The organism is Streptomyces gardneri, from assembly GCF_006539185.1.
In the GTDB taxonomy this organism is placed as follows: Bacteria; Actinomycetota; Actinomycetes; order Streptomycetales; family Streptomycetaceae; genus Streptomyces; species Streptomyces gardneri.
In genome coordinates, this window is record NZ_BJMN01000023.1 from 115,694 (window position 1) to 138,985 (window position 23,292).

A 23,292-nucleotide genomic window follows, 5' to 3' on the forward strand; every position below is an offset into this window, starting at 1 on the left:
ACCCCTGGGGGCTGCTGGTCGGGCGACGGCCGCGGCTCAGTGGTGGAGGATCTTGGACAGGAAGTCCTTGGCCCGGTCGCTGCGCGGATTGTTGAAGAACTCGTCCGGGGTCGTCTCCTCGACGATCTTTCCGTCGGACATGAACACGACCCGGTTGGCGGCGGAGCGGGCGAAGCCCATCTCGTGGGTGACGACCACCATCGTCATGCCGTCCCGGGCGAGTTGCTGCATGACCTCCAGGACCTCGTTGATCATCTCGGGGTCGAGCGCGGAGGTCGGCTCGTCGAAGAGCATCACCTTCGGATCCATGGCGAGGGCGCGGGCGATGGCCACGCGCTGCTGCTGTCCGCCGGAGAGCTGCGCCGGGTACTTGTCCGCCTGGGAGGCGACCCCGACCCGGTCGAGCAGCGCGCGGGCCCGCTGCTCTGCGGCCTTCCGGTTCTTCTTGCGGACCTTGATCTGGCCCAGGGTGACGTTGTCGAGCACCGTCTTGTGGGCGAAGAGGTTGAAGGACTGGAAGACCATGCCGACATCGGCCCGCAGGGCCGCCAGTTCCCGGCCCTCGGCCGGGAGGGGGCGTCCGTCGATGACGATCTCGCCCGAGTCGACGGTCTCCAGCCGGTTGATCGCCCGGCAGAGCGTCGACTTTCCCCCGCCGGACGGACCGATGACGACGACCACCTCGCCTCGGTGGATGGTCAGGTCGATGGACTGGAGGACGTGCAGGGCGCCGAAGTGTTTGTCCACCGCGCGCAGCACGACGAGCTCGTCGCCGCCTTCCGGGCCGGGCATGGCACCCTCCAAAGGGTCACGCCCCCGCTTGCCGCTCCCTCCTCACGTTCATGCTCCGCCCTCCGCCGGGCCCGCGCACGCCGGGGCCCGCGCACGCCGGGGTGGGCGGGCACGGGCCGCAGGCAGGAGGGAGGAGGACGGAGATCAGCCGGCGGTCTCCCGTGCGGCGAGCTCGATGAGGTCGCAGACCTCGGTCGGCCGGGAGGCGAGCGAGGCGTGGCTCGCGTCGAGCTCGATGATCTTGCGCGGGTTCATGCGCTGGGCCATGCGGCGCTCGTTGTCCGGGTGGATCATGCGGTCCTCGGTGGAGACCTGGTAGTACGTCGGCTTGGCCCGCCAGGCCGGGGCGGTGACGTTGTCGCCGAAGGTGGAGCCGAGCGGCGCCTTCTGCGTGACGGCCATGACCAGGGCGTCTTCCCGGCTCACGTCCTGCGCGAAGCTGTCGTGGAACTTGTCCGGCTTGACCCAGAGGTAGCCGTCCGAGTCGGGGGCGATGTTCTCGAAGGCGGCCGGCGGGTTCTCCTGGCTGATCTGTCCGGGGCTCTCCCCGGCGTCCGGGGCGAAGGCGGCGATGTAGACGAGGGCGGTCACGTTCGGCAGGTCGCCCGCCTCGGTGATGACGGCTCCGCCGTACGAGTGGCCCACGAGCACGACGGGACCGTCGACCTGCTTGACCATCTTCCGGGTGCGTTCGGCGTCGTCCGCGAGCGAGGTGAGCGGGTTCTCGACGGCGTGGATCTTGTCGTATCCGCGCTTGTCCAGTTCGAGAATGACGTTCGCCCAGTGGGCTGCGCCGCCCCAGAATCCGTGGACGAGGACGATCGCGGGCTTGTCCGCCATGGGTTTCCGTACCGATCTGTGCGAGGGATGGATCCCGCCCCTGCTCCCACCCCGTCTCCCCGCGGCCACGCTACGTGCGCGGCGGTGGCTCCGCACGTCCGGTCGGGCGCGCCCCGGACCGGCCTGGCGGACACTGGGGGTGGGAGCCGAGTGTCCGAGGAGGGTCCGCCATGACCAGTGCCGCGCCCAAGGTCAGCACGTTGCCGCCCGAGCACCGGGAACGGCTGATGGCCTTCGCCGAGGACGTGTACTTCGATTCCGGTCACCGGCTGTTCGAGGAGCAGCAGCACTGCGACCGGTTCTGGATCGTGAAGACGGGAGCGGTGACGCTCGACGCCAAGGTGCCGGGCCGGGGGTCGCCGGTGATCGAGACCCTGCGCCACGGCGAGCTGGTCGGCCTCTCCTGGATGTTCCCTCCGTATCTGTGCCAGTCGGGGGCCGAGGCGATGACGCCGGTGCGGGCTTACGAGTTCGACGCCCCGGCCGTCCGGTCGATGTGCCGGTCGGACGCGGAGTTCGGCGCCTCGGTCATGTTCTGGGTGGGGGCCATCCTGGCCCATCGCCTGAACGTGACCCGGGTCCGGCTCCTGGACCTGTACGCCCCGCACGGGAGCGGCATCTTCGCGTGAGCCCCGCCGCGTGGGCCCCGCCCTCGCGTGAGCCCCGCCCTTCGCCGGACGGCGTGGGCGGGGCCACGATCGGATCGGGTCAGTTCACGAAGACGGACGGGCTGCCGGCCTGGGTGACGTCCTGGACGGGTCCGTACTTCGCCGTGAAGTAGCCGTTGGCCGGACAGGTGCCGGGGCCGCTGGCCTTGGTGAACAGCTGGTCGGTGAAGGTGAGCGAGTTGTCGGTGTTGGAGGGTGTGGCCGTGAGGCTGCCGGCCCGGTAGACGCAGGTCATCAGGCCGAGAATGCTGTTGATCTTCAGGGTGGTCTGGATCGGGCCCGCGGCGCCCGCCGTGACGGTCAGCGCGCCGCCGGAGACGACGGCCGTGCTGAACGGCAGGTTGTTGACGGTGATGCTCTGGACGCCGGTCGCCCCGACGATGTTGGTGGTGCAGCTGCTGAGCGTGTGGGCCGTGACGGTCTCGGTGGCGGTGCCGGGCGCGGCGGGGTTGCCGGTGACGGTGGCGGTGAACGCGGAGGTGTTGCAGGTGATGCCCGTGCTGCCGCCCAGCGTGGTGGCGATGCGGGCCTTGGTGCCGGCGGGCAGCGAGGCGGACAGGACGTCGCCGACCGCGACGGCGGTGCCCGCGGCGGAGCCGGTGGTGAGGACGTTGCCTGCGGCGGCTCCGAGCGCGCCGGCCTGGGTGGTCGCGGCGAGCGTGGCCGAGACGGCGAGGCCGACGGCGGCGAGGAGGGCGTGCTTGCGCATGGGGATGGTCCTTCCGTACGGAGGTGGAGTGGGGATGGCGGTGCGTACGGAGCGACGTGCGAGCGCTGCCGGAACGGTCCGGCGCCACGGATGACGTCCGGCAGCGGTGTTGTGGGGAGAGCGGTACTGAGAGGGGTGCTGGACCGGTGCGGGGAGCGTGATACTCGGTGCGGTGTGCGGTGAGGACGCGTCCCGTCCCTCGGGGAGCGGCTCCACCGAACACCTGAGAACACCCGATGACACTCGGCGCACCGAGAGGAAAACCCACGAGGGTTGTAATCCCGCCGAGTATGAGACGTCAACAAGCCCGGAAGGATGTGGCCGATGACGAGTGCCCGCGAGGCCGAGGAGGGGCTCGTCCTGCCGGGGGCCCGCTCGGGCCGTGAACCGGGGCGCTCCCTGCGCCCCGGGCCGCGCCGGCTGAGCCCCGAGCAGGTGGCGTCCCGGCAGCGCGAGCGACTGCTCGACGGGGTGGCCCGGACGGTCGCGGAGAACGGCTACGCCGGAGCGCGCATCAGCGACATCTGCCGGGAGGCCGGGGTGACCCGACCGGTCTTCTACGAGCTGTTCTCCGGAAAGGAGGACGCCGTCGTCGCCGCCTACCGGGGCGGTACGCAGCAGGTGGTGCGGGCCATGGGGCGGGCGTACGAGGAGGCGGGCGGCGCGGCGGACTGGCCGGCCTCGGTGCGGGCCGGGCTGCGGGTGCTCCTGACCCTGCTCACCGAGAACCCCGCCTTCGCCACGATGGTGGTCGAGATCGAGTCGGTGGGGCCCGCCGGGCGCGGGGCCCGTGCGGAACTTCTGGCCAGTTTTCGCCGGTTCTTCGCGGACGCTCCGGCGGGGCCGCCGTGGGTGGCGCGGGCCGAGCTGGTGGACATCGTGGTGGGCGCCGTCCACGCGGCCGTACATCGCGCGGTCGACGAGGGGCGGTTCACCGATCTCCCCCCGCTGCTCGACACGCTGGTGCACGTCGTGGTGACCCCGTTCACTCCCGAATGATCGATCGTCGGAAGGTCAACAGGCGCCACATGCACGGTAGTTGACCCCGGGTAACCGCAAGGCTTACTGTCCGGTAGGTTCCCTGCGGCACGTCTGCCTCCGCACCACGCGAGGAAGACCCGGGCAGCTCGGGGAACCGTCCGCGCCAGGACACCGCCGCGCAGGTCAGTTTCCTCACCCACGTCAGGAGCGCCTCATGGCCACGCCCGAAAACCCTCAGGACAACGCCCCCGCCCCGTTACCCGACGACCGGCCCGACAGACGCGGCCGGGTCCGGTTCCGCCGCGCGGCCCTCATGGGCGGACCCGCCCTGGCCGCCGCGGCCACGCTCGTGGTGCTCACCGCGCAGGGAGCCCTCGCCGCCCAGTTCGCCATCTCGGGCATGCCGTTCACGGTGACCGCCGACAGCCTGGAGGGCCGGGGCTTCGGGCAGTTCGGCGGCCTCGACAACATGCCCGAGGGCAGCCCGAACGCCGGCGACACCGGCGGCCAGGTCCTGGTGATCGTCACCGCGATCCGCGAGGCCGAACTCACCAACCTCTGCCAGAGCGTGGAGCTCGGCGGCACCTTCCTGCACATCACGGCCGGCGCCAAGGGCACCCCGGTCAAGGCCTCGGGGCTCACCACCGACTCCACGGAGATCTCCGGCAAGGTCGCCGACTTCGACAACATCGAGATCGGCGGCGACGCGAGCACCTTCGAGAAGCCACCGGTCAAGGGGCCGCTGGGCGTGTTCGGCCAGCAGGCCGACACCGTCAGGATCAAGGACCTCCGGCAGACCAACTACGCCACGACCGCCGTCCGGTTCACCCTGCCCGACCTGAAGATGCGCTTCAGCTCGAAGGGCTGCTGAGCGTGGGGTCCGGCCGCCCCCGCCGGCCCTGGCGGGCCTTCCGGCTCTGGCGGTACCGCCGCCCGTTCGGCGCCGGTCTCACGCTCGCCCTGGGCGGGGTCGAGATCCTGGTGACCCAGCGGGCGAGCATCACCGTGATCCTCACGGCGGGGGCGGACAGCCTGGTGGGTTACGTCCTGCCCGTCATCATGGTGATCTGCGGACTGCTCGTCGTCCTCAACCCGCGCCAGCGGCTCTTCTACTCGGTCGTGGGCGTCCTGGCGTCCCTGGGGAGCTGGGTGACGTCCAACCTGGGCGGATTCGTCATCGGCATGCTGCTGGGGCTCGTCGGCAGCTCGCTCGCCTTCGGCTGGCTGCCCGACCGTCCCCGGCGCCGACCCTGGCGCCGGAGCCGGCGCCGGGAGCCGGAAGCGACCGGGAGCGGGACGGCGGCGACCGCCGGAGCGGCGGCCGGACCCGCGCCGGAGCCACGGCCCGGCACCTGACCCGTCCGGTGGAGGAGCGGCTCCGTCGCCCCTCCACCGGCCGACGGTACGGTGGTGGGGCACCCCCGACCCACCCTGAGGGACGGGCCGGCGACGAGCGGAGAGGCACGCATGACCGACCCGATGACGGCCCGCGAGGCGATCGCGCTCGCCACCGACGACTTCACCGAACTCTCCTTCTCCGAAGGACCCTTGGAAGGGGACGGACCGATCGGCTGGCCGGGCTACTCCGCCGCGCACGGCCGCGCCGCGGACCGCTCCGGCGAGACCGAGTCGGTGATCTGCGGTACGGGCACGATCGGCGGCGTGCCGGTGGTGCTGCTGTCCTTCGAGTTCCGCTTCCTCGGCGGATCCATCGGCGAGCGGACCGGCGCGCGGGCCGTCGCCGCGCACCGGCTCGCCCGCGCCCGCCGGCTGCCCGTGGTCGTGCTTCCCGCCACCGGCGGGAGCCGGATGCACGAGGGCATGCGCGCCCTTCTCCAACTCCAGGTGATCGCCCGCGAGTCGGCGATCACCCGGGCCGCCGGCCTGCCGCAGATCGCCGTCCTGCGGGACCCGACGACCGGTGGTGGCTGGGCCACCCTCGGGGCCGGCTCCGATGTCGTCCTCGCCCTGCCTGGCGCGCAGGTCGGCTTCGCGGGCTCGCGGGTGCGCCCGGCGGACGCAGACCCCGGCGCGTACACGGCGGAGGCCCAGCTCGCCCACGGTCACATCGACGCCGTCGTCCCGCCCGGGGAGCTGCGCCCCGTGCTCGGCCGCTGGCTGACGCTCCTCACGCGCCCCGCCGAGGGCCCGGTCCCGCCCCCGTACGCCCTGGGAACCCGCTCCGGCTCCACCTCCCCCGCCGAGTCCGGCCGGGAGGCCGTGGCCCGCGCCCGGCACCCCGACCGGCCCCGAGCGCCCGCCTACCTCGACGCCCACTTCACGTACCGCGCCGAGATCTCCGGCGACCGCTGCGGAGGCACGGACCCCGGCATGCTCTGCGGCTTCGGGCAGGGTCCCGACGGCCGTACCGTCGCCTACGCCGCCCAGTGCGGCACCGCCACCCGGCCCGCCGGCTTCCGTACCGCGACCCGGCTCGTCCGCCTCGCCGACCGCCTCGGGATCCCGGTCCTCACCCTCGTCGACACGCCCGGCGCCGCCAACGACCCCCAGGCCGAGCGGGACGGGGCGGGCCCCGCCATCGCCGCCCTCTTCGAGGCCGTCGCCACGGCCCGGGTCCCGCTCACCTCCCTGCTCGTCGGGGAAGGCGGATCGGGCGGCGCGCTCGCCCTCGCCGCTCCCGACAACACCTGGGCGACCCCGGACAGCTACTTCTCCGTCATCGCACCGGAACTCGCGGCGGCCATCCTCAAGCGGACTCCCGAGGAGGCGGACACCACCGCCGACCTGCTCCGGCTGCGCCCGCGGGACCTCCTCGCCCTGGGCGCCGTCCGGGGCATCGTCGACGGACCCGCTCGGGCCTGAGTCGCTGTGCTTTAATCGGATCGTGGCGCGTGGCGTCGGCCAAAGAGCAGTGGGCCGGCCGGCAGTCGGGCGACCACCCGACCCAGTGCGCTCGCGCGCGGCATTCCCGCGCGAGGCACTCGTCCGTTCCGCCACCGTGACCGGCCGCCTCCGACGCGCGCTCTCACGGCACACCCAGGGCTCTCACGCCCTTCACGGAGATCGCCTCATCATGCCCACATCCTTCAACCAGTCCGTCATCGACGAGTTCCGCGCGAACAGCGGCAAGGTCGGCGGCTACTTCGAGGGCGGCGACCTGCTGCTCCTCACCACCACCGGCGCGCATTCCGGCGTTCAGCGCACCGTGCCCCTCGGGTACGTCCGCCACGGCGATCTGCTGATGGTCGTCGGATCGAATCTCGGGTCCGACCGGCACCCCGACTGGTTCCACAACCTGATGGCCCACCCGCAGGTCCGGGTGGAGCTCGGCGCCGAGGAGTTCGAGGCGCTCGCCGTCCCGGCCGAAGGCGCGCGCCGGGACCGGCTGTTCGCACACGTGGTGAGCAAGGAGCCCGGCTACGGCGAGTACCAGCGCAGCACCGCGCGCGTGCTGCCGGTCGTGGTCCTGGAGCCCGATACGACCTCGGCGGACGAGGGCCCCTCCGAGGTCGCGAACCTCGCCGACAAGCTGATGGAGGTCCACGTCTGGCTCCGCGGCCAGTTGGGACGCGTACGGGAGGAGGTCGAGACGCACTTCGCCGCGCGGGCGGCGCACCGGGGCCCGGGCGAGCCGCCGGCGCCGGGGCTCGGGCTCCAGATCCGGCAGCGGTGCCTCGCGTTCTGCCAGTCGCTGGAGTTCCACCACACGAGCGAGGACGCCCATCTGTTCCCCGGCATCGAGGCCCATCACCCGCACCTCGCCGACGTCTTCGAGCGGCTCCGCGCCGAACACCGCACCGTCGCCCGCCTCCAGCGGGAGCTGAGCGGGCATCTCACCGACATCGCCGGCGCGGACCCCGAAGCGTTCCGCGGCGAACTGGAGCGGATGTCGACGGAGCTCACGGCTCACCTCGCCTTCGAGGAGGAGACGCTGCTGCCACTCCTCAAGGAGATCCCCTTCCCGCCCGCCGGCCCCGCCACCTGATCCGACCCGCACGTCGGCGGATCGGTCTTTCCCGAGTCTTGTCCGGACTCTTGCCGTCCGCTGTACGGGTGTTGGACCGCCCGCCGCGAGAGTGACACCACCCGAACCGGTCCGCGTTCGGGTGACGTCCTCTCGCAGCAGGAGCCCCGATGACACGCAAGTCCCGTATCCGCGCCGCCCTCGCCGCCTCGCTCGCCGTGGCGACGCTCGGCACCTTCGCCGCCGGGGTCGGCGTGGCCGGGGAGAACGACGACAAGCAGCGCGGCCGGGGCGGTGAGCGGGAGATCGCCGGCTCTTCGACCAGTGGAACGCGGCGCTCCTGACCGGTGACCCGAAGAAGGTCGCCGCCCGGTACGCCGAGGACGCCGTGCTGCTGCCGACCGCCTCCCCCCGGATCCGTACCAACCACGAGGAGATCACCGACTACTTCGCGCACTTCCTCCAGAAGAAGCCGCGGGGCGAGAAGCTGCGCTCCGTGATACACGTCCTCGACCGGAACTCGGCGCTCGACGCCGGGCTCTACCGCTTCCACCTCACCGACCCGCGAACGGGCGTCACCAAGGCGGTCGACGCCCGCTACACCTACCAGTACGAGAAGCGCGACGGCCGGTGGCTGATCGTCAACCACCACTCCTCGGTGGTCCCGGCCGAGAGCTGATCCGCCGCGGCCCCTCGGCCGCCGTCCGCAGCCCGATCCGTACGCACAGGCCGCCGCCGGGCGCGTCCCGAAGCGCGACCCGGCCGCCGTCGTCCGTCACGAGTTGCTTGACGATGGCCAGGCCCAGGCCTGAGCCCGTGCGGCCGGTCAGGCCCTGGCCGCGCCAGAACCGGTCGAAGGCGCGGGCCTGTTCGGCGGCGGACATACCGGGGCCCTGGTCGAGGACCTCGAGGACCTCGAGGACCGCCTCCTCCGGACCGCAGGCCTCCACCCGGACGGTGATCGTCCCCCGGTCGGGGGAGACCTCCAGGGCGTTGGAGAGGATGTTGTCGAGGACCTGGTCCAGGTTGCCGGGCCCGGCGAGCACCCGGGGCCCCTCCTCGGCCGTCCCGGTGAAGGCGATCGTCACCCCACGCTCGTCGGCGGCCGGCCGCCACACGTTCAGCCGGTCCTCGACGAGTTCGCGCAGGGCGAGCGGCTCGGGAGCGGCCACCTTGGCCTCGGCCCTGGCAAGCACCAGCAGACCACTGACGAGCCGGCTCATCCGGACGACCTCGGCGGTCGCCTGGTCGACGTCCTCCCGGACGAAGTCGTCGTCGACGCCGTCGGCGATGTTGTCGAGCGCGAGCCGCAGCGCGGTCAGCGGGGTACGCAGCTGGTGCGAGGCGTCCGCGACGAAGATGCGCTGCGAGGCGACCAGGGTGTCGAGGCGTTCGGCGCCCTGGTTGAGCGTCCGCGTCTCCCTCGGTCCCGTGACGGGTGAGCGGGCCGTCAGATCACTGTCCCCGAACCGGCTGGCCATGTCGTTGAGTTGGCGCAGCGGTTTGGTCAGCAGCCGGGCCACGACGGCGCCGAGGCCGGCCGCGACCGCGAGCACGCCGATCGCGAGGATCGCCCGGAAGCCCCAGATCCGCCAGAGCCGGTCCGTCAGGTCGGCGGTCGCGTAACGGATGCGCACGGCGCCCACGATCCGCTCCTCCTCCCCCGCAGGACCCCGCGCCGCGTGCCGGCCCTCGTACACGGGCACGGTGAGCACCAGCTCCGGCCCCCAGACGAGCCGGGAGCCCCAGTCGACGGTGGTCACCCCGCGCCGCAGGGCGTCGCCGATCGCCCGGTCGCCGGCCGGGCTCGCGGGCAGCGGCAGCGGAGGCACCGCGCTCCTGCCGTCGGCGGCCACCACCTCCACCGTCCCCGGTGTCTCGTCCGCGTACGCCCCCGCCATCCGGGCGAGGGCCTGCCGGGCGGGCTCGTCCCCGTCGCCGAGCAGCAGCGCCATCGTGGTCGCCTCGCGCCGTACGGACTCCTCGGTTTCGCCCCGGAGTTGGGCGGTGAGCGTGAAGGCGACCGGCACGGTGAAGGCGGCGAGCGCGACGGCGACGAGCGCGACATAGCTGACGATCAGCCGTTTGATCACGCGCCGTCCTCCGGGGCGCCGCGGGGCCGTCACCCGTCCCGTCCGGCGCGACGACCAGCCGGAATCCCACCCCGCGCACCGCCTCGATGGCGACGGCCCCGGCCAATTTCCGGCGCAGTCCCGCCACATGGACGTCCAGCGTCTTGGTCGGCCCGAACCAGTTGGCGTCCCAGACGGCCTCCATGATCTGCTCGCGGGACATCAGCGCGCCCGGTTCCTCCGCGAGGAAGGCCAGCAGGTCGTACTCCTTCGGCGTCAGCGCCACCTCGGCGCCGTCCAGCCGCACCCGGCCGGCCTTGCGGTCGAGGCTCAGCCGCGCGCCGTAACTCTGCGGCCCGGACGGCCGGTTCTCGGGCCGCGCCCGTCGCAGCACGGCCCGGATCCGGGCGATCACCTCGCGCACCCCGAAGGGCTTGGACACGTAGTCGTCGGCCCCGATCTCCAGGCCGCCGACCCGGTCCGTCTCGTCGCTGCGCGCGCTGATCACGATGATCGGCACGTCGCCCCGCAGCCGCAGGGCCCGGCAGACGTCGAGACCGTCGGTGTCGGGCAGGCCGAGATCGAGGAGGACGAGGTCGTACGGGGTGGTGACGGCGAGCCCGGCGGCTCCCGTGGTCACCCACTCCACCTCGAACCCGTAGCGCAGCAACCCGCGCCGCAGGGACTCCGCGATCGGCTCGTCGTCTTCCACCAGCAGTACACGCACAGGAGAAACCCTAGTGCTCCAGCAGTAAATCGTGATCTTCACGTTCGAGCGGCTTGCCGGAGGTAGTGGCTGGTCTGGGATCGGGCCTGGTGGCGGCGTCGCCAGTCGGACCAGCCAAGCCGGTGGACCGGGCCACAGGCCCTCTTGGGCACCTTCCTGGCCAGCGTGTCCGCACAGAACTTCCCGGCGCCTGTGGTGACTTCGTGCGTGCAGCCCACCGCGAGGACGTAGCCGGTCCACTCCGCGATGGTCCAGCAGTTCTTGCGCGGCAGGTCCGACAGCAGCCTGAGCACCAACCGCCCGACCCGACGCCGGGGTTCGACCCGTGCGAACCGGCCCGCGATCCGGCCATCAGGCCCTCGAACGCCTCCTGCCAGCGGGCAGGGTCTACGCTGTGACCTGCGGTCACCGCATGATCTTCAGTCTTCACACGCCGATGATCAACAGTGGTCGCACCCGTCTCCACAGCGCGTCAGGGTCGCGCAGCGTCGGCCTGCCGTCATGTGTCTGGAGGACTTGTGCAACGTGGCGAAGTCTGGTGGGTCCAGTTCGACGAGCGGAGGCTGGTCGTTCTGCTGTCGGGAGACGACACGTCCGGGATCCGGGTGATGCAGGTCGTCGCTCCGGCGGGCGTCGACATCAGCGGTCTGGGCATCGAAGTGACGGTCGGCGCCGGCGAAGGACTGCCGTTCGAAGGCGTGCTGCGGCTCGCATTCCCGCGTCCAGGCCTCACCCCGTGCACGTGGCTGACCACTGTGTCCCGGGACGACCTGATAGAGCGGGCGGCCGTCCTGTCCTCCGTGAAGCTCAGCGAGATCGACGACGCCCTCCGACTCGCTGAACAAGCGCAGGAGCGGACCCCGGCCACGACCGCGAAGCTCAGCGAGATAAGGGATGCCCTCCGTCTCGGTGAACTCGGGTAGACGAAGAAGGAGCCGACGCCCGCGACGGCGTGGGCGATCTCGGGCGAGATGATCGACGCTGGCCACCTGCCCCCTCGGCGCCCCTCACCACCGAGATCACGATCTACGGCTGGAGTACTAGTTCGAGTTCCGCATGTCGGTTCACCACCGGAGGACCGCGAAGGAAGCGGCCCGCGCTCAGTAGTAGCGGCTCATGATCTCGTCGGCCCACGCGGGCTGGGTGGTCGGCCCTTGGGGGCCGAACTCGGCCATGTACGGCTTGATGTCGAGTACGGGCGTGCCGTCGACGGCGTCCAGGCCCCGCACATGGAGGTCCAGGCCGTCGGTGCGGATCAGCCGGCAGCGCGAGACGCCGAGGCGGTTGGGGCGGTTCTTGCCGCGCTGGGCGAAGATCCCGACCAGCGGCCACTCCGTGTTGCCGCGCGGGTGGCGGGCCCCGGTCTGGACCGCGTCGGGCCGCACCCGGTCGAAGTGGTAGACGACCTCCAGGTGCGAGAAGGCGTCGAGACCGGCCAGCGCCTCGGGGCCGAAGGCCTCCGCGTCCAGTCGGACCACCGACTCGACGTCGCCCCACTCGTCGTCGCGCACCTCGTCCCGCCCGCCGACGACGTGCCCCACCGGGTGGACGACGACCGTCGCCGACGTGCTCTGCTCCTGTGCCATGCGCTTCCTCGCTCCTCGCCGGGGGACGGCCCTCGTCCGTACGTGATCACGACCGTACTCCCCTCGGCGACGGGCTGTTGCGGGACCTTCAGATCCCCCGCTCGTACCCCGGACCGGGGCCCTGCTGCGGATGCCAGACCGCGTCGAGACCCCAGAGTCCGAGCGCGACGACCGCCACGCAGACGAGCGCCGCCGCCCAGGGGCGCAGGTACCGGGTGGCCGCCGCCCAGGTCAGGGGCGGGAGGGCGAAGCCGCCGAGGAGGATCAGCGGCAGTTCGACGAGGATCACGGTCCAGTCGGTGTCCTGCCCCTCGAAACCGCCGTCGTAGCTGTACTCGGCCCGGGGCACCGCGTAGGCGGCAGCCGCCAGGACCCCGGCGAGGGCGAGCACGCAGCCGGCGCTGCTCAGCAGCAGCTCGTCGTCCTCGTCGCTCTCGTCGCTCTCGTCGTGCTCGGCGTGTTCGCCCCGCTCGTCGCTCTCGTCGGACGCTTCGCCCTCGGCCTTCTCCGGCCGGTCCCCACCGCTCATGTCGGGTACGGACGCCGGCCGCCACCGCGCGGTTCCCCCCGACCGTCACCTCCCCGGCCTCGGCGCGCGGCGGCGCAGGTCCTCCGCCGCGCGCGCCGTGTCCCGGGCGGCTTCACGGTGGCCCCGCTTCCGCAGGTACCAGGCGAGCCAGGCCAGGGATTCGGCGAGAGCGGCGACGTCGTTGCTCGGGTGGACCCGGTCCAGGCACCTGAGCAGCCGGACGGCCTCTGCCGTGGGGCGCACGACCTCGTCGGACCGATCGACGCGGGCCAGCCGCAGCGCGAGGTTGGACAGGGCGTGGACGAGGCCGGCGAAGTGCGTCTCCGGGTCGCGCCGGTGCAGGCGCCGCTGGAGGTCGACCGCCTGTTCCGTGACGGCGAGCGCCTCCTCGTGCCGGTCGCTGTCGGTGAGCCGGATGCCGAGGTTGTTCATCGCCCGGGCCAGCTCGCCCTCGTACGCCTCCGGGTCCGTGTGGGCGAGCTGCCGGTAGAGCGCCACGGCCTCCGTGGCGGGCGCGACGGCGTCGCGGTGGCGGCCGAGGACCGCGAGCCGGCTCCCCAGGCTGTCCGCGGCCTCGGCGAGGAGGGGACGGACGGCGTCCGGTGCGGCGAAGAGGTGGCGCCGGCAGAGGTGGACGGCCTCGTCCGCGGCCTCCAGCGCCTCCGCGCGGCGGCCGGCCCAGGCCCGTACGAGACCGAGGTTGTGCAGCGTCCGGGCCAGGGCGACGACGCTTCCGATGCCGCCGTCGGCGGCTGCCGCGCGGCCGAGGGCGACGGCCTCGGCGAGGCTGTCCGCCGCGAGGTCCACGCGGCCGGAATCCGCCAGGGCCAGACCGCGCGCGTTCAGCCGGTCGATCTCGCCGAGCGGATCGACTCCCTCGGCTCCTTCCCGCCGGATCCCGCCCTCCCGGGTGACCCGGTAGCCATGGCCCGCGAGAAGGTGGTCGAGGAACTCGACGGCCCTGGGCTCGCGTGCGGTGAGCTCGGCGCGGAGCGCCGCCACTTCCTCGAAGTAGGGCTGGGCCTCCCGGGTGCGCCCGAGGCCGGTGAGCGTGCGGGCGGCCGCGAAGGCGACCGCCGCGTGCTCCGCGAGCTCCCCCGTGGCCCGCGCCCCATCCACGCTTCCCAGGCCCACGGCCCCGCTCTCGCGGTACGTGCCGACCGCCGCCCGCAGCGCGTCGAGGGCCTCGGTCTGACGGCCCATCTCCCCCAGTTTGATGCCGAGGTCCCCGAGGGCGGAGGCGAGCTCCTTGCGGCCCGCTCCGCTCGCCGGGTCGACGAGTGAGCGCCGTATCTCCACGGCTTCGGTGATCCGGTCGAGGGCCTCGTGGTGGCGTCCCGTCTCGGCGAGCTGGTTGCCGAGGTTCACCAGGGCGGCGGCCAGTTCGGCACGCGCCCCTTCGATGCGCCGCTCCACGATCCGGCGCCAGAGCCCGACGGCTTCGAGCGCGACCGCGCGCGCCTCCTCGCGCCGTCCCACGACGCCGAGGCTGAGGCCCTGCCGGTGCGAGGCGACGGCGAGGCCGACGAGAGCAGCATCCGTCCCGTCGCCGGCCAGCCCGCGGTAGACCCTGGCCGCCTCGCCCAGGACGCCGATCGACTCCTCGTGGCGGTCCGGGTCACCGGCGAGCAGGGACCCCAACGCCAGGAGGGCGTAGGCGAGTTCGGGAAGCCGGCCAGCGGGATCGGTGGCCGCCGCACGCCGTAGCGCGGCGACGGTCCGCTCCGCCTCGGCCGTCGCGTCCGTCCCCGCACCGGTCTCCGGTGCCTCCCCGTCCCCGTACGGCATGACGCTCCCCCTTGTCCGGAAGGATGGGAGAGCAACGATCCCCGACGCCCGTGAATTCCTGATGAACCGAGCGGCGGCCAGGGCGGGTTACCCGCCCGACCGGGCCGGCGGATCAACAGTCGGCCGGTCAGCTAGCCAGCCCGTCAGCCCGTCAGCCCGTCAGCCCGTCAGGACGATCGCCGTGATCACCAGTCCGCCCCGGGCGATCCAGCGCCCGGTGAAGTGCTCGCGCGGAGCTCCCCCGACCACCGGCCCGGGTACGAGCAGCCGGGCGTCGAAGGTACCCGTGTCGCCTTCCCCGTCCTCCGGGGTGAACTCGAGCACCGCCTCGTCGAAGTCCAACTCCCGCCCGGTCAGCGGGTACCAGGTCTTGAAGACGCTCTCCTTGGCACTGAAGAGGAGCTTGCCCCAGGAGACCCCCGGCTTCCGGGCCTCCAGGGCGGCCAGGTGACGGCGTTCCTCGGGCAGTGACACCACCCCGAGGACGCCGTCCGGCAGGGGCCCGGCCGGCTCGGCGTCTATGCCGAGCGACACGACGTCCGCCGCCCTGGCCACCGCGGCGGCCCGGTAGCCCTCGCAGTGGGTCATGCTTCCCGTGATGCCCGCCGGCCACCGCGGCTCCCCGCGCGGGCCCGGCGTCAGGGGGCCCTCGGGCACCCCGAACCGGGCCAGCGCACGCCGCGCGCAGAGCCGGACGGTGGCGAACTCCTGCTGCCGCCGCTCGACCGAGTTGGCGACGAGCGCCGTCTCCTCGGGGAAGAGCGTGACCGGTTCGGAGTCGTCGAGACGCCACGCCGTGGCGACCGATCCGGGCACGAGCTCGCCGATCATGGTGTTCCCTCCGCGTACGGGGTGATCACGGGGTGGTGCCGGGACCGGACCGTCAGGCCGGGTTCTTCACGTCCGCGACGTAGGTCGCGCCGCCGAGGCAGTCGCGGATGTCGTACCGGGGCGCGGCCGACCCGGTCCACCGGAGGAAGCCGGTGGCGCCGGTCGCGGACGTCATGTCGATGAATCGGCATCCGTCGTAGAGGAGCTTACCGGCGGTGGTGGCGGCGGAGCCGGTGGCGACCTGGTGCGAGCCCATGAGCGCGCAGTCGGTGTAGCGGACCGTCGGGCCGCGGTCGCCGTTGGCGTTGAACGCGTACGTGTGCGTCACGGCGTCCGGCGCCCAGGACTTGAAGCTCAGCGCGGTGTCGTCGCAGGACACGAAGCTGATGCTGCCCTTGTACCAGCGGGAGTCGATGACCTTGTGGCCGAGGCCGCGCAGCTCGAACCGGATGCCCTGGGCGTACAGGCGCATCGTGGAGTCGGCCCGGGTCGGCGCGTCCGAACCGAGCTGGAAGAACGTGCCGTTGGAAGCGGCGTCCGTGAGGATGTACGAGCCGCCGATGAAGTTCATCGAGCCGCCGCGGTTGTTCTTCACGAACACGCCGGACTGGTACTCGACCTTGCAGTCGCGGAACCAGTAGTTGAGGAACTGGTCCTGCTGGGTCGCGGCCGGGGTCATCCCCATGACGAGGAACGCGTCGGAGTAGGAGCCGCCGACCTGGCAACGGTCCCAGCCCATCTCGCTGTTCAGGTTGGAGGTGGTGGCCGGGCCGTCGAGGCCGATGCCGCGCTTCCAGGCGCCGCGCCACTCCACGTCGGTGTACCAGGTGTCCTGGACGCCGTAGGCGGCCGAGGAGTAGGCGTAGCAGAAGCTCGACGTGGCGTTCTCGCTGGTGAAGGTCAGCCCGGAGATCCGGATGTTCTTGTAGCGCTGGTAGTTGGTCCACAGCGTGGTGTCGTTCGCGGTCGGCGCGTACACGATGCGGGACAGCCGCTTGCCGTAGCCGGTGATCGAGATGCCGTCGACGATGCCTCCGCCGCCCTCGCCGTTCACGTTGGGCAGGAGCGAGTCGGGCTGGGTCAGCAGGTAGGTGCCCGGCGGGATGACCAGCACCTTCTTCGGGACGGCTCCCGAGATCGGGTCGGGCTGGAAGGAGGCGAGCACCTCGGCGGCGGCGGCGCGGAAGGCGGCGTCGCTCGCGGTGGCGCCCGTCGGGTCGGCGCCCTTGCTGATGACGTCGACGCTGTACGGGTCGTCGCCCCCGCCGGCGGCGTACGCCGGGCTGCCGCCCAGCGCCATGACGCCCGCCGCGCCCGCGCCGGCCGTGGCCATCCCGCGTATCAGCGACCGTCGGTCCATGTTCCCGGTCATTCGTTGCCCCCCATATTCATGATCATGAAACAGACGGGACATACGATCACGACTCCGGCGCGGAATCAAGAGCGTTCCGATGCGCAGGACCCGTCGGGGCGGGGCGTGTTGGGCGCCCCGCCGCCGAAACCCGGGCGCCGCGCCGGATGTCAGGCGCCGCGCCGGATCCGGGCGGCCTGGCGGGCCTCGGCCTGCTTGCGGGCCTCGGCGGAGCGGCGGGACTCGTTCTTGGCGCGGCCGGACTTCCCGGGGACGGTGCCGATGCCCCGGAAGGCCGCGCCGCGCGGGGAGCGCTCCGGGGTGACGGGCGCGTTGCCTCCGATGGCGACGCCGGAGGGGGTCTTGGCGCCGGTGATCCGGCTCAGTTCGGCCTCGCCCGAGCGGACCTGGGTGATCTTCGGCCGGATGCCCGCGTCGGCCATGAGGCGTGCGACGTCCTTGCGCTGGTCCTGCGTGACCAGGGTGACGACGCTGCCGGACTCGCCGGCCCGCGCGGTGCGTCCGCCGCGGTGCAGGTAGTCCTTGTGGTCGGCGGGCGGGTCGACGTTGACGACGAGGTCGAGGTCCTCGATGTGGATGCCGCGGGCCGCGACGTTCGTCGCCACGAGGACGGTGATGACGCCGGTCCTGAACCGCTCCAGGGTGTGGATCCGCTGCGGCTGCGACTTGCCGCCGTGGAGCGCCGCCGCGCGGACGCCGCTGCCGAGGAGGTGGCGGGTGAACCGGTCGACGGCGGCCTTGGTGTCGAGGAACATCAGCACGCGCCCGTCGCGGGCGGCGATCTCGGTGGCGGTGGCGTACTTGTCGGGTCCGTGGACCTGGAGGACGTGGTGTTCCATCTCCGTGACGGCGCCGGCCGAGGGGTCGACGGAGTGGACCACCGGGTCGCTGAGGTAGGTGCGGACCAGCAGGTCGACGTTGTGGTCGAGCGTGGCCGAGAAGAGCAGGTGCTGTCCGCCGGGGCGCATCTGGTCGAGCAGCTCGGTGACCTGGGGCATGAAGCCCAGGTCGGCCATCTGGTCGGCCTCGTCGAGGACGGTGATCCTTACCTGGTCGAGGTGGCAGTCGCGGCGCTCGACGAGGTCCATGAGGCGGCCCGGGGTCGCGACGAGGAGCTCGACGCCCTCCCGGAGCGCGACGACCTGCCGGTTGATCGACACACCGCCGAAGACGGTGGCGGTCCGCAGCTTCAGGGCCTTCGCGTACGGCTCGAGCGCGTCGCCGACCTGCTGGGCGAGCTCGCGGGTGGGGACGAGGACCAGGGCCAGGGGCCTCTTGGCGTCGGCGCGCCGGCCGGCGAGACGGCTGAGGAGCGCGAGGCCGAAGGCGAGCGTCTTGCCGGATCCGGTGCGCGCGCGGCCGAGGACGTCGCGGCCCGCGAGGGCGTTCGGCAGGGTCGCGGACTGGATCGGGAACGGCGTGGTGACGCCGAGGTCGGTCAGCGTCCGCAGCACCTCGGCGGGGAGCTCCATGGCGCCGAAGGTGTCCGCGGGGGGCAGGGCCGGGGTGACGGTGGCCGGCAGCGCGAACTCCCCCTTGGAGGGGGCGGGGCGGCGGGTGTCGTTCGTGCGGTCCTGGCGGTTCATGAGTGCCTTCCTCGATGCGTCGATGCGGTGATGCGGCGCGTATCAAGGAATCCACGGCGTGAATGTGCCGGAGGAATTGCAGGAACGGGCCGAGAACAGTACCTGTACGGATCCGGGCACATCCGTGCGATGCGGTACCACGTCACGGCATCCGGTGTGGGAATGCCGGGGACCCGGCGGGCGGCGGCCTGCGGCCCGCGGGCTTCAGGCCCGGTAAAACGCGACAACCGGTGCCCCCCACCCTGGGGGTGGGGGGCACCGGCTACGTCAAGCGCGTCAAGCTTAGGCGGGGGTGATGTTCTCCGCCTGCGGGCCCTTCTGGCCCTGCGTGACGTCGAAGTTCACCTTCTGGCCCTCCTGCAGCTCACGGAAGCCGGAGGACGCGATGTTCGAGTAGTGGGCGAAGACGTCGGGGCCGCCACCCTCCTGCTCGATGAAGCCGAAGCCCTTTTCCGAGTTGAACCACTTAACGGTGCCGGTAGCCATGCGATATCTCCTTCGAGGCATTACCCGGAATTCACACTGCGTGAATCCCGGCGTCGCCGCGATGATTGCCCCGTCCGGAAAAAGCACCGAAAACACAAAAAGTGCTCTGGCGGGGGTGAACCCACCTAAGCACTTGAAGTCTATGGGAACCACAACTGCAACTGATAACTACTGTATCACGGAATGGGCCGGAGAGCTCTTTGACACCGAACTTCTTCGGTTTTCGCGTCGGCCCGGCCCTCCGGAAGCCCGTCACAGAGCCTCTGTGGCCCCCTCCCGCGCCGTCTCGCGCGCCTCGCGCAGCGCCGTGTGGACCGACCAGACCACCGACACCAGCGGCACGGCGACCACCGCGCCCACGATGCCGGCCGCGATCGAGCCCGCGATGACCGAGATGGCCACCACCAAGGGGTGGAGCCGTACGGCCCAGCTCATGACGAGCGGGTGCAGCACGTGCCCCTCGATCTGGCCCATCACCACGATCAGGGCGACCACGATCGCCGCCACCACGGGGCCCTGCGAGGCGAGCGCCACCACGGCGGCGACGGCGAGGGCGACGGGCGAGCCGATCAGGGGGACGAAGGCGGCGACGAACTCCAGGAGGGCGAGCGGGACGGCCAGCGGGACGCCGAGGAGCCAGAGCGCGAGGCCGACCAGGACCGCGTTCGTGGCGGCCACCAGCACGATCCCGTGCGTGTAGCCGGTGAAGGTCCGCCAGGCCGCGCGCCCCGCGATCCCCACCCGGCCCTGCACCGAGCTCGGCAGCTGCCCCTGGAACCAGGCCCACTGCCGGTCGCCCGCGTGGATGAAGAACACCGCGGAGAACACGGCCAGGGCCAGTGTCGTGAAGACGGCCACCACATGGCCGGCGCCGCTGACCGCCTCGCTCACCAGGGCGGACCGGTGGCTGGACAGGAACTGCCCGATCCTCGCCTGGAGGTCGGTGAGGGCCTCCGGGTGCAGCCTGAACGGCGGCCGCACCAGCCAGTCCTCGATCCGGTCGACACCGTCCCTGAACTCGCGCACGAGCGTCGTCCGCTCCCCCGCGACGGCCTCGCCGACCAGCGTGAGCACCCCGAGGACGAGCGCGATGCCGCCGAGCAGGGTGAGGGCGACGGCCAGGGGCCGGGGCAGGCCCTTGGCGACGACGTCGGCGACCGGGCGCAGCAGCGCGGTGATCACCAGGCCGAGGAAGACGGCGACGCCGATCTCGTGGAAACGGCCGAGGACGGCGAACAGGCTGTAGACGAGCAGGCCGACGATCAGCAGCCGCCACGCGTACGCGGCGGCCGTGCGGAGGAAAGGGGTCACCGGCGGTGCTGTGCCTGGCTGCATGGCGACGAGGTACCACCGGGGGCGCTCCGGGCCACGCCGCCGGCCCGACATTCGCCCGGTCAGCCGGGGCGGGCACACCTCACCGTCCGCCGCGGCGGCCGACACGCCGGTCTTCCTCGCGGGCGTCCTGAAGAACCGCCCGCTCCCGCGCGCGAACGCGCCCCCGTCCGGGGCGGCGGGGCATGCTCCCGGGTCTCGTGTTCGAGTGATCGTCCGCTGCTAGTGTCCGGTACGGGGCGGGTGTCCCGCGCCGCGTGAGGAGGAGCCCATGAACGCCGCGGACGACGGACGGCAGCAGCTGGACGCGGCGAGCGTCCTCAACGCGAAGACGACGCTCCTCCAGCTCCTGGCCAGGGCCGGGGTCTGGTCCGGGGACGCCGAGGAGCTGATCGGGCTCGTGGAGGCCGGTGCCCTCGCCCTCGCCCACACCGAGATCGGCGAGAGCGGCCGGGCCGCGCCGGAAGGGAACGGCGAGCGCTACGAGGCCGGCTGGCGCGACGCCGCCCGTGCTGCCGCCGACGAGCTCGCGGACATCGCCGAACGCACCCTGCGCCACGCCCTCGCCCCCGATCCGACGGTGTCCTCGCCGGACGACCGTTCTCCCGTCGGCCGGGCGGAGATGGAGCGGGCGAAGGTCGCGATCACGCCGCTCTACCTCTCGTACACCGCCGTCTCCGACCTCGACCCCGACGCGACCGAGCAGGTGCTCACCGCCGTCCTCGGCACGATGAGCCCCCGGCAGCGCGCCGGGTACCCGGGACGGCTGACGGAGTTCGCCACGACCCATCACGCGCGTCTGGAGCGGCTGTACACGGAGTACGGTCCCGGCAGCGCCATCGCGATCCACGGGCGTTACTCGCTCGTGCACTCCCCCACCAGCGTCGCCGTGCTGGAACGGCTCGCCGCCGCGCCGGCGGCACTCCACGAGGAGTGGGACGCCGCCGAGCTGCCGCCGGCGTGGCTGGACGGCCTGATCACCGCGTGGGGCCCGACGGCCCCCTGATCCGCGGGCCGGGGCCTCGGTCCGACGGCGAAGACCGTGACCGGGGCGGCGCAGGCCACCGCCGCCACGGCCGAGCGGTGCGGGTCCGTCCATGCGAGGAGCCGGAGATCGTCGTCGCCGGCCTTCAGCAAGGCTTCCGCGCGGACCCACAGGCGGAGCAGGGCCGTGCCCGGGTCCGGGGCCTCGGCGGCCTCGCGGACGGCGGCCTCGGGAAGGACCCGTCCCATGACGGACACGGGGCCCGGTCTGCGGGTGGCGGGTTCCACGTCGACGCCCACGGCACCGGGTCCGACGGCCGCCGCGGCGAGGCCGTCGGCGTGGCTCAGACTGACGCCCACGCCGGGGTGGTCGGGGAGGTACGGGCGGCCGTGGCCGGGGCGGCCGCACTCGGCGCAGTACTGGGCGGGGGCCGACTCCTCCGGTGACCTTCCGGTGAACCGGGCGACGCAGAGCCGCAGCAGCAGCCGTGCGGCCAGGACGTCGTCCCGGCGGCTCGGCACGCGTATCGCCGCGAGCCGACGCAGCTCCCAGGGTGCGAGCAGCCCCTCGTGCAGCCGGGGGTGGGCCAGGACTTCGCCGGTGGTCGCGACGGCCGCCAGTGCCGTACGGCCGTCGCCGGTCATGGTCGAGCCGGTCAGCCGGTGGTGGCGGGACCGGGGGCCGCGGCCGCTCCGGAGGGGGTCAGGAAGCGTCGTTCCACGCGGCTGAGCGTGCGGAAGTCGTCGATGGTGACTTCCTGGAGGTCGATGGTGTCGCCGGAGATCTCCTCCAGGAGGTCGATGAACTCCAGGAAGTCCATCGAGTCGATGAGCCGGGCCTCGATGAGGTCCTCGTCGACGTCGATGGGGCCGTCGAGGCCGGGGTTCTTCTCGTGGAGCCACTCGGCGATGCGTTCCATGGTGCGGGTCACTCCTTGTTGCTGTGCGGGTTCGGTGGGGTGTCAGGACCGGGCGGCGCGGAGGCGGACGAGGGCCTGCTCGGGGGTGCCGTGGGCGAGGATCATCGCGTGCACCCAGCGTTCGACGCCGAAGGCGACGCAGGCGCTGTACGCCGGTCCCTCGGCGCCGGCCCGGATGTCCAGCCGCTCGCCGAAGAAGTTGCGGTGCCGGTTCACGGAGGCGATGGCCGTGCCGTCGGGAGCGCTGAACTCGTGCTTGACGGGGTCGAGCGCCATGAGACGGGCCCGGGAGCCGCCCCGGTCGTAGAAGGGGTCGTCGGCCGTGGCCCGGGTCAGTTCGAGACCCAGGAGTCCGGCCAGTTCCCGGACGAACTCGGCCCCCTTCTCCAGGTGTTCGACCGCTCCTTGCTTGGTGCCGAGGTACAGGACCTCGCGCATGTGGAAGCCCCACAGGCGCCGCAGGCCGTCGTAGTGGGTCTCGTTGCGGAAGCAGCGGCCGGTCGCGGAGAGCCGCAGCCCGTCCTCGCCGACGTCCCGGCCCTCCAGGGAGAGCAGCAGGCCGTAGCAGGTGGCCGAGGGGAGCAGGTGCCCGGTGGGCCGCAGCGGCAGCTCCCCCGGATCCTCGCCGGCCGCCAGGCCGTCGAGCGCCTCGGGGGTGAACCGCCCGGCCGAGACGCCGAGATGGGGGAAGTTGCGGAAGTAGTCCAGCCGGGCGAGGCCCTCGACGGACAGCAGGGGCGGTCCGACCACTTCGGGGGCGGAGAGGCGGGCGGCCAGGCCGGTCAGCAGGGCGTCGAGGCCGTGCAGCAGGGCGGTGTGGACCGGGTCGAGCGTGAGCAGACCCGGACCGGGGTTCTTCAGGCCGCCGTCCGGCAGGGCCGTGCTGCTGGTTGTACTCATGGAATCCGCTCCCTCTCAGCGTGTGCGAACAGTCGGGGGCGTAGGCGGGTGGGCAGGGCGACGATCCACGGCGTGAGTGCGGTGCTGGCCGGATCGGTTCGGTCGGTCCGGTCCGAACGTCCGGGAACGCGGTCGCCGTCGACCGGGCGCGGCGGTGCGCCCGGCCGTGCCCCACCGGGGACCACGGCCTGCGAAGGGGCCCCTGTGATCGGAGCCGCGCCATGGACCCTAGGACAGCTCTCCGCACATTGTCTAGACCACAGC

24 protein-coding genes and 2 pseudogenes are annotated in these 23,292 nt (G+C 72.5%); 10 read left to right on the forward strand and 16 right to left on the reverse strand.

Features of this window, described 5'->3' with window-relative positions; all coding sequences use genetic code 11:
- Positions 1-36 precede the first annotated feature (36 nt).
- Both SGA01_RS18825 and SGA01_RS18830 read right to left on the reverse strand, forming a co-directional pair.
- On the reverse strand, positions 37-792 hold the full coding sequence (locus tag SGA01_RS18825) for an amino acid ABC transporter ATP-binding protein (RefSeq protein WP_141297634.1): 756 nt from the start codon (positions 790-792) through the stop codon (positions 37-39).
- A 144-nt stretch (positions 793-936) separates the two neighbouring features.
- Entirely contained in the window at positions 937-1,632 is a 696-nt protein-coding gene (locus tag SGA01_RS18830) for an alpha/beta hydrolase (protein ID WP_141297635.1), read from the reverse strand.
- A 170-nt stretch (positions 1,633-1,802) separates the two neighbouring features.
- On the opposite strand from SGA01_RS18830, the gene SGA01_RS18835 reads away from it, so the two are divergent.
- Positions 1,803-2,261: a Crp/Fnr family transcriptional regulator gene (locus tag SGA01_RS18835; protein WP_141297636.1), complete on the forward strand. Its 459-nt coding sequence runs from the start codon at positions 1,803-1,805 to the stop codon at positions 2,259-2,261.
- A 79-nt stretch (positions 2,262-2,340) separates the two neighbouring features.
- Here SGA01_RS18835 and SGA01_RS18840 read toward each other — a convergent pair whose 3' ends face one another.
- Positions 2,341-3,009, reverse strand: coding sequence for a Tat pathway signal sequence domain protein (locus SGA01_RS18840; RefSeq protein WP_141297637.1), 669 nt, complete (start codon positions 3,007-3,009; stop codon positions 2,341-2,343).
- 324 nt (positions 3,010-3,333) lie between these two features.
- Between SGA01_RS18840 and SGA01_RS18845 the strand changes: the two genes are divergently transcribed.
- The 7 genes from SGA01_RS18845 to SGA01_RS18870 all read left to right on the forward strand — a co-directional run bounded on the left by SGA01_RS18845 (position 3,334) and on the right by SGA01_RS18870 (position 8,594).
- Positions 3,334-4,008, forward strand: coding sequence for a TetR/AcrR family transcriptional regulator (locus SGA01_RS18845; protein WP_055639879.1), 675 nt, complete (start codon positions 3,334-3,336; stop codon positions 4,006-4,008).
- Positions 4,009-4,204: 196 nt separating this feature from the next.
- Positions 4,205-4,861 carry a DUF6230 family protein gene (locus tag SGA01_RS18850; protein WP_141297638.1) on the forward strand — a complete coding sequence of 219 codons (657 nt, stop codon included), beginning with the start codon at positions 4,205-4,207 and terminating at the stop codon, positions 4,859-4,861.
- Between the two features lie 2 nt (positions 4,862-4,863).
- Positions 4,864-5,346 (forward strand): DUF6114 domain-containing protein, encoded by a 483-nt coding sequence (locus SGA01_RS18855; protein ID WP_229918446.1) that lies wholly within the window; start codon positions 4,864-4,866, stop codon positions 5,344-5,346.
- A gap of 111 nt (positions 5,347-5,457) precedes the next feature.
- Positions 5,458-6,813 carry a carboxyl transferase domain-containing protein gene (locus tag SGA01_RS18860; protein WP_141297639.1) on the forward strand — a complete coding sequence of 452 codons (1,356 nt, stop codon included), beginning with the start codon at positions 5,458-5,460 and terminating at the stop codon, positions 6,811-6,813.
- A gap of 211 nt (positions 6,814-7,024) precedes the next feature.
- Positions 7,025-7,936, forward strand: a complete 912-nt coding sequence (locus SGA01_RS18865) for a nitroreductase/quinone reductase family protein (RefSeq protein WP_141297640.1) — start codon at positions 7,025-7,027, stop codon at positions 7,934-7,936.
- 149 nt (positions 7,937-8,085) lie between these two features.
- Positions 8,086-8,259, forward strand: coding sequence for a hypothetical protein (locus SGA01_RS42920; protein ID WP_371866059.1), 174 nt, complete (start codon positions 8,086-8,088; stop codon positions 8,257-8,259).
- A complete protein-coding gene (locus tag SGA01_RS18870; protein ID WP_371866064.1) occupies positions 8,256-8,594 on the forward strand; it encodes an SgcJ/EcaC family oxidoreductase in 339 nt (112 codons plus the stop codon). The genes SGA01_RS42920 and SGA01_RS18870 overlap by 4 nt, the downstream gene beginning before the upstream one ends.
- Here SGA01_RS18870 and SGA01_RS18875 read toward each other — a convergent pair.
- The 3 genes and pseudogenes from SGA01_RS18875 to SGA01_RS43085 form a co-directional block, all read right to left on the reverse strand.
- Entirely contained in the window at positions 8,557-10,008 is a 1,452-nt protein-coding gene (locus SGA01_RS18875; RefSeq protein ID WP_141297641.1) for a sensor histidine kinase, read from the reverse strand. The genes SGA01_RS18870 and SGA01_RS18875 overlap by 38 nt on opposite strands.
- 28 nt (positions 10,009-10,036) lie before the next feature.
- Positions 10,037-10,714, reverse strand: a pseudogene (locus SGA01_RS18880) (response regulator transcription factor); the annotation flags it as partial.
- Between the two features lie 230 nt (positions 10,715-10,944).
- Positions 10,945-11,123, reverse strand: a pseudogene (locus SGA01_RS43085) (IS701 family transposase); the annotation flags it as partial.
- Between the two features lie 109 nt (positions 11,124-11,232).
- Here SGA01_RS43085 and SGA01_RS18890 point away from each other — a divergent pair.
- Positions 11,233-11,637: a putative type II toxin-antitoxin system PemK/MazF family toxin gene (locus SGA01_RS18890; RefSeq protein WP_141297642.1), complete on the forward strand. Its 405-nt coding sequence runs from the start codon at positions 11,233-11,235 to the stop codon at positions 11,635-11,637.
- A 177-nt stretch (positions 11,638-11,814) separates the two neighbouring features.
- Here the strand turns inward: SGA01_RS18890 and SGA01_RS18895 are convergent, their stop codons facing one another.
- The 8 genes from SGA01_RS18895 to SGA01_RS18930 form a co-directional block, all read right to left on the reverse strand.
- Positions 11,815-12,300, reverse strand: coding sequence for an SAM-dependent methyltransferase (locus SGA01_RS18895; RefSeq protein WP_141297643.1), 486 nt, complete (start codon positions 12,298-12,300; stop codon positions 11,815-11,817).
- 88 nt (positions 12,301-12,388) lie between these two features.
- A complete protein-coding gene (locus SGA01_RS18900) occupies positions 12,389-12,829 on the reverse strand; it encodes a hypothetical protein (RefSeq protein ID WP_141297644.1) in 441 nt (146 codons plus the stop codon).
- A 45-nt stretch (positions 12,830-12,874) separates the two neighbouring features.
- Positions 12,875-14,617: a tetratricopeptide repeat protein gene (locus tag SGA01_RS18905; protein ID WP_141297645.1), complete on the reverse strand. Its 1,743-nt coding sequence runs from the start codon at positions 14,615-14,617 to the stop codon at positions 12,875-12,877.
- A 159-nt stretch (positions 14,618-14,776) separates the two neighbouring features.
- Positions 14,777-15,448 carry a 4'-phosphopantetheinyl transferase family protein gene (locus tag SGA01_RS18910; protein ID WP_141297646.1) on the reverse strand — a complete coding sequence of 224 codons (672 nt, stop codon included), beginning with the start codon at positions 15,446-15,448 and terminating at the stop codon, positions 14,777-14,779.
- 52 nt (positions 15,449-15,500) lie between these two features.
- Complete coding sequence (locus SGA01_RS18915; RefSeq protein ID WP_229918445.1) at positions 15,501-16,808, reverse strand: hypothetical protein; 1,308 nt, start codon at positions 16,806-16,808, stop codon at positions 15,501-15,503.
- A 161-nt stretch (positions 16,809-16,969) separates the two neighbouring features.
- Positions 16,970-18,406 carry a DEAD/DEAH box helicase gene (locus SGA01_RS18920; protein WP_141297648.1) on the reverse strand — a complete coding sequence of 479 codons (1,437 nt, stop codon included), beginning with the start codon at positions 18,404-18,406 and terminating at the stop codon, positions 16,970-16,972.
- A gap of 282 nt (positions 18,407-18,688) precedes the next feature.
- Positions 18,689-18,892 (reverse strand): cold-shock protein, encoded by a 204-nt coding sequence (locus SGA01_RS18925; protein WP_024760785.1) that lies wholly within the window; start codon positions 18,890-18,892, stop codon positions 18,689-18,691.
- 252 nt (positions 18,893-19,144) lie between these two features.
- Positions 19,145-20,227, reverse strand: coding sequence for an AI-2E family transporter (locus SGA01_RS18930; protein WP_141297649.1), 1,083 nt, complete (start codon positions 20,225-20,227; stop codon positions 19,145-19,147).
- A gap of 268 nt (positions 20,228-20,495) precedes the next feature.
- Between SGA01_RS18930 and SGA01_RS42925 the strand changes: the two genes are divergently transcribed.
- Positions 20,496-21,230 carry a hypothetical protein gene (locus tag SGA01_RS42925; protein ID WP_141297650.1) on the forward strand — a complete coding sequence of 245 codons (735 nt, stop codon included), beginning with the start codon at positions 20,496-20,498 and terminating at the stop codon, positions 21,228-21,230.
- Positions 21,231-21,864: 634 nt separating this feature from the next.
- Here the strand turns inward: SGA01_RS42925 and SGA01_RS18945 are convergent.
- Together SGA01_RS18945 and SGA01_RS18950 are read right to left on the reverse strand one after the other, a co-directional pair.
- Entirely contained in the window at positions 21,865-22,128 is a 264-nt protein-coding gene (locus SGA01_RS18945; protein WP_055639894.1) for a hypothetical protein, read from the reverse strand.
- A gap of 42 nt (positions 22,129-22,170) precedes the next feature.
- Entirely contained in the window at positions 22,171-23,028 is an 858-nt protein-coding gene (locus SGA01_RS18950; protein WP_141297651.1) for a class-II aminoacyl-tRNA synthetase family protein, read from the reverse strand.
- Positions 23,029-23,292: the final 264 nt, after the last annotated feature.

Bases quoted from the DNA above. Each gene is read 5' to 3' on its own strand.
- SGA01_RS18910 (WP_141297646.1), bottom strand. From the start codon at position 15,448: ATGATCGGCGAGCTCGTGCCCGGATCGGTCGCCACGGCGTGGCGTCTC.
- SGA01_RS18905 (WP_141297645.1), bottom strand. From the start codon at position 14,617: ATGCCGTACGGGGACGGGGAGGCACCGGAGACCGGTGCGGGGACGGAC.
- SGA01_RS18925 (WP_024760785.1), bottom strand. From the start codon at position 18,892: ATGGCTACCGGCACCGTTAAGTGGTTCAACTCGGAAAAGGGCTTCGGC.
- SGA01_RS18930 (WP_141297649.1), bottom strand. From the start codon at position 20,227: ATGCAGCCAGGCACAGCACCGCCGGTGACCCCTTTCCTCCGCACGGCC.
- SGA01_RS18825 (WP_141297634.1), bottom strand. From the start codon at position 792: ATGCCCGGCCCGGAAGGCGGCGACGAGCTCGTCGTGCTGCGCGCGGTG.
- SGA01_RS18840 (WP_141297637.1), bottom strand. From the start codon at position 3,009: ATGCGCAAGCACGCCCTCCTCGCCGCCGTCGGCCTCGCCGTCTCGGCC.
- SGA01_RS18915 (WP_229918445.1), bottom strand. From the start codon at position 16,808: ATGGACCGACGGTCGCTGATACGCGGGATGGCCACGGCCGGCGCGGGC.
- SGA01_RS42920 (WP_371866059.1), top strand. From the start codon at position 8,086: ATGACACGCAAGTCCCGTATCCGCGCCGCCCTCGCCGCCTCGCTCGCC.
- SGA01_RS42925 (WP_141297650.1), top strand. From the start codon at position 20,496: ATGAACGCCGCGGACGACGGACGGCAGCAGCTGGACGCGGCGAGCGTC.
- SGA01_RS18945 (WP_055639894.1), bottom strand. From the start codon at position 22,128: ATGGAACGCATCGCCGAGTGGCTCCACGAGAAGAACCCCGGCCTCGAC.
- SGA01_RS18950 (WP_141297651.1), bottom strand. From the start codon at position 23,028: ATGAGTACAACCAGCAGCACGGCCCTGCCGGACGGCGGCCTGAAGAAC.
- SGA01_RS18830 (WP_141297635.1), bottom strand. From the start codon at position 1,632: ATGGCGGACAAGCCCGCGATCGTCCTCGTCCACGGATTCTGGGGCGGC.
- SGA01_RS18920 (WP_141297648.1), bottom strand. From the start codon at position 18,406: ATGAACCGCCAGGACCGCACGAACGACACCCGCCGCCCCGCCCCCTCC.
- SGA01_RS18860 (WP_141297639.1), top strand. From the start codon at position 5,458: ATGACCGACCCGATGACGGCCCGCGAGGCGATCGCGCTCGCCACCGAC.
- SGA01_RS18900 (WP_141297644.1), bottom strand. From the start codon at position 12,829: ATGAGCGGTGGGGACCGGCCGGAGAAGGCCGAGGGCGAAGCGTCCGAC.
- SGA01_RS18895 (WP_141297643.1), bottom strand. From the start codon at position 12,300: ATGGCACAGGAGCAGAGCACGTCGGCGACGGTCGTCGTCCACCCGGTG.
- SGA01_RS18850 (WP_141297638.1), top strand. From the start codon at position 4,205: ATGGCCACGCCCGAAAACCCTCAGGACAACGCCCCCGCCCCGTTACCC.
- SGA01_RS18845 (WP_055639879.1), top strand. From the start codon at position 3,334: ATGACGAGTGCCCGCGAGGCCGAGGAGGGGCTCGTCCTGCCGGGGGCC.
- SGA01_RS18835 (WP_141297636.1), top strand. From the start codon at position 1,803: ATGACCAGTGCCGCGCCCAAGGTCAGCACGTTGCCGCCCGAGCACCGG.
- SGA01_RS18865 (WP_141297640.1), top strand. From the start codon at position 7,025: ATGCCCACATCCTTCAACCAGTCCGTCATCGACGAGTTCCGCGCGAAC.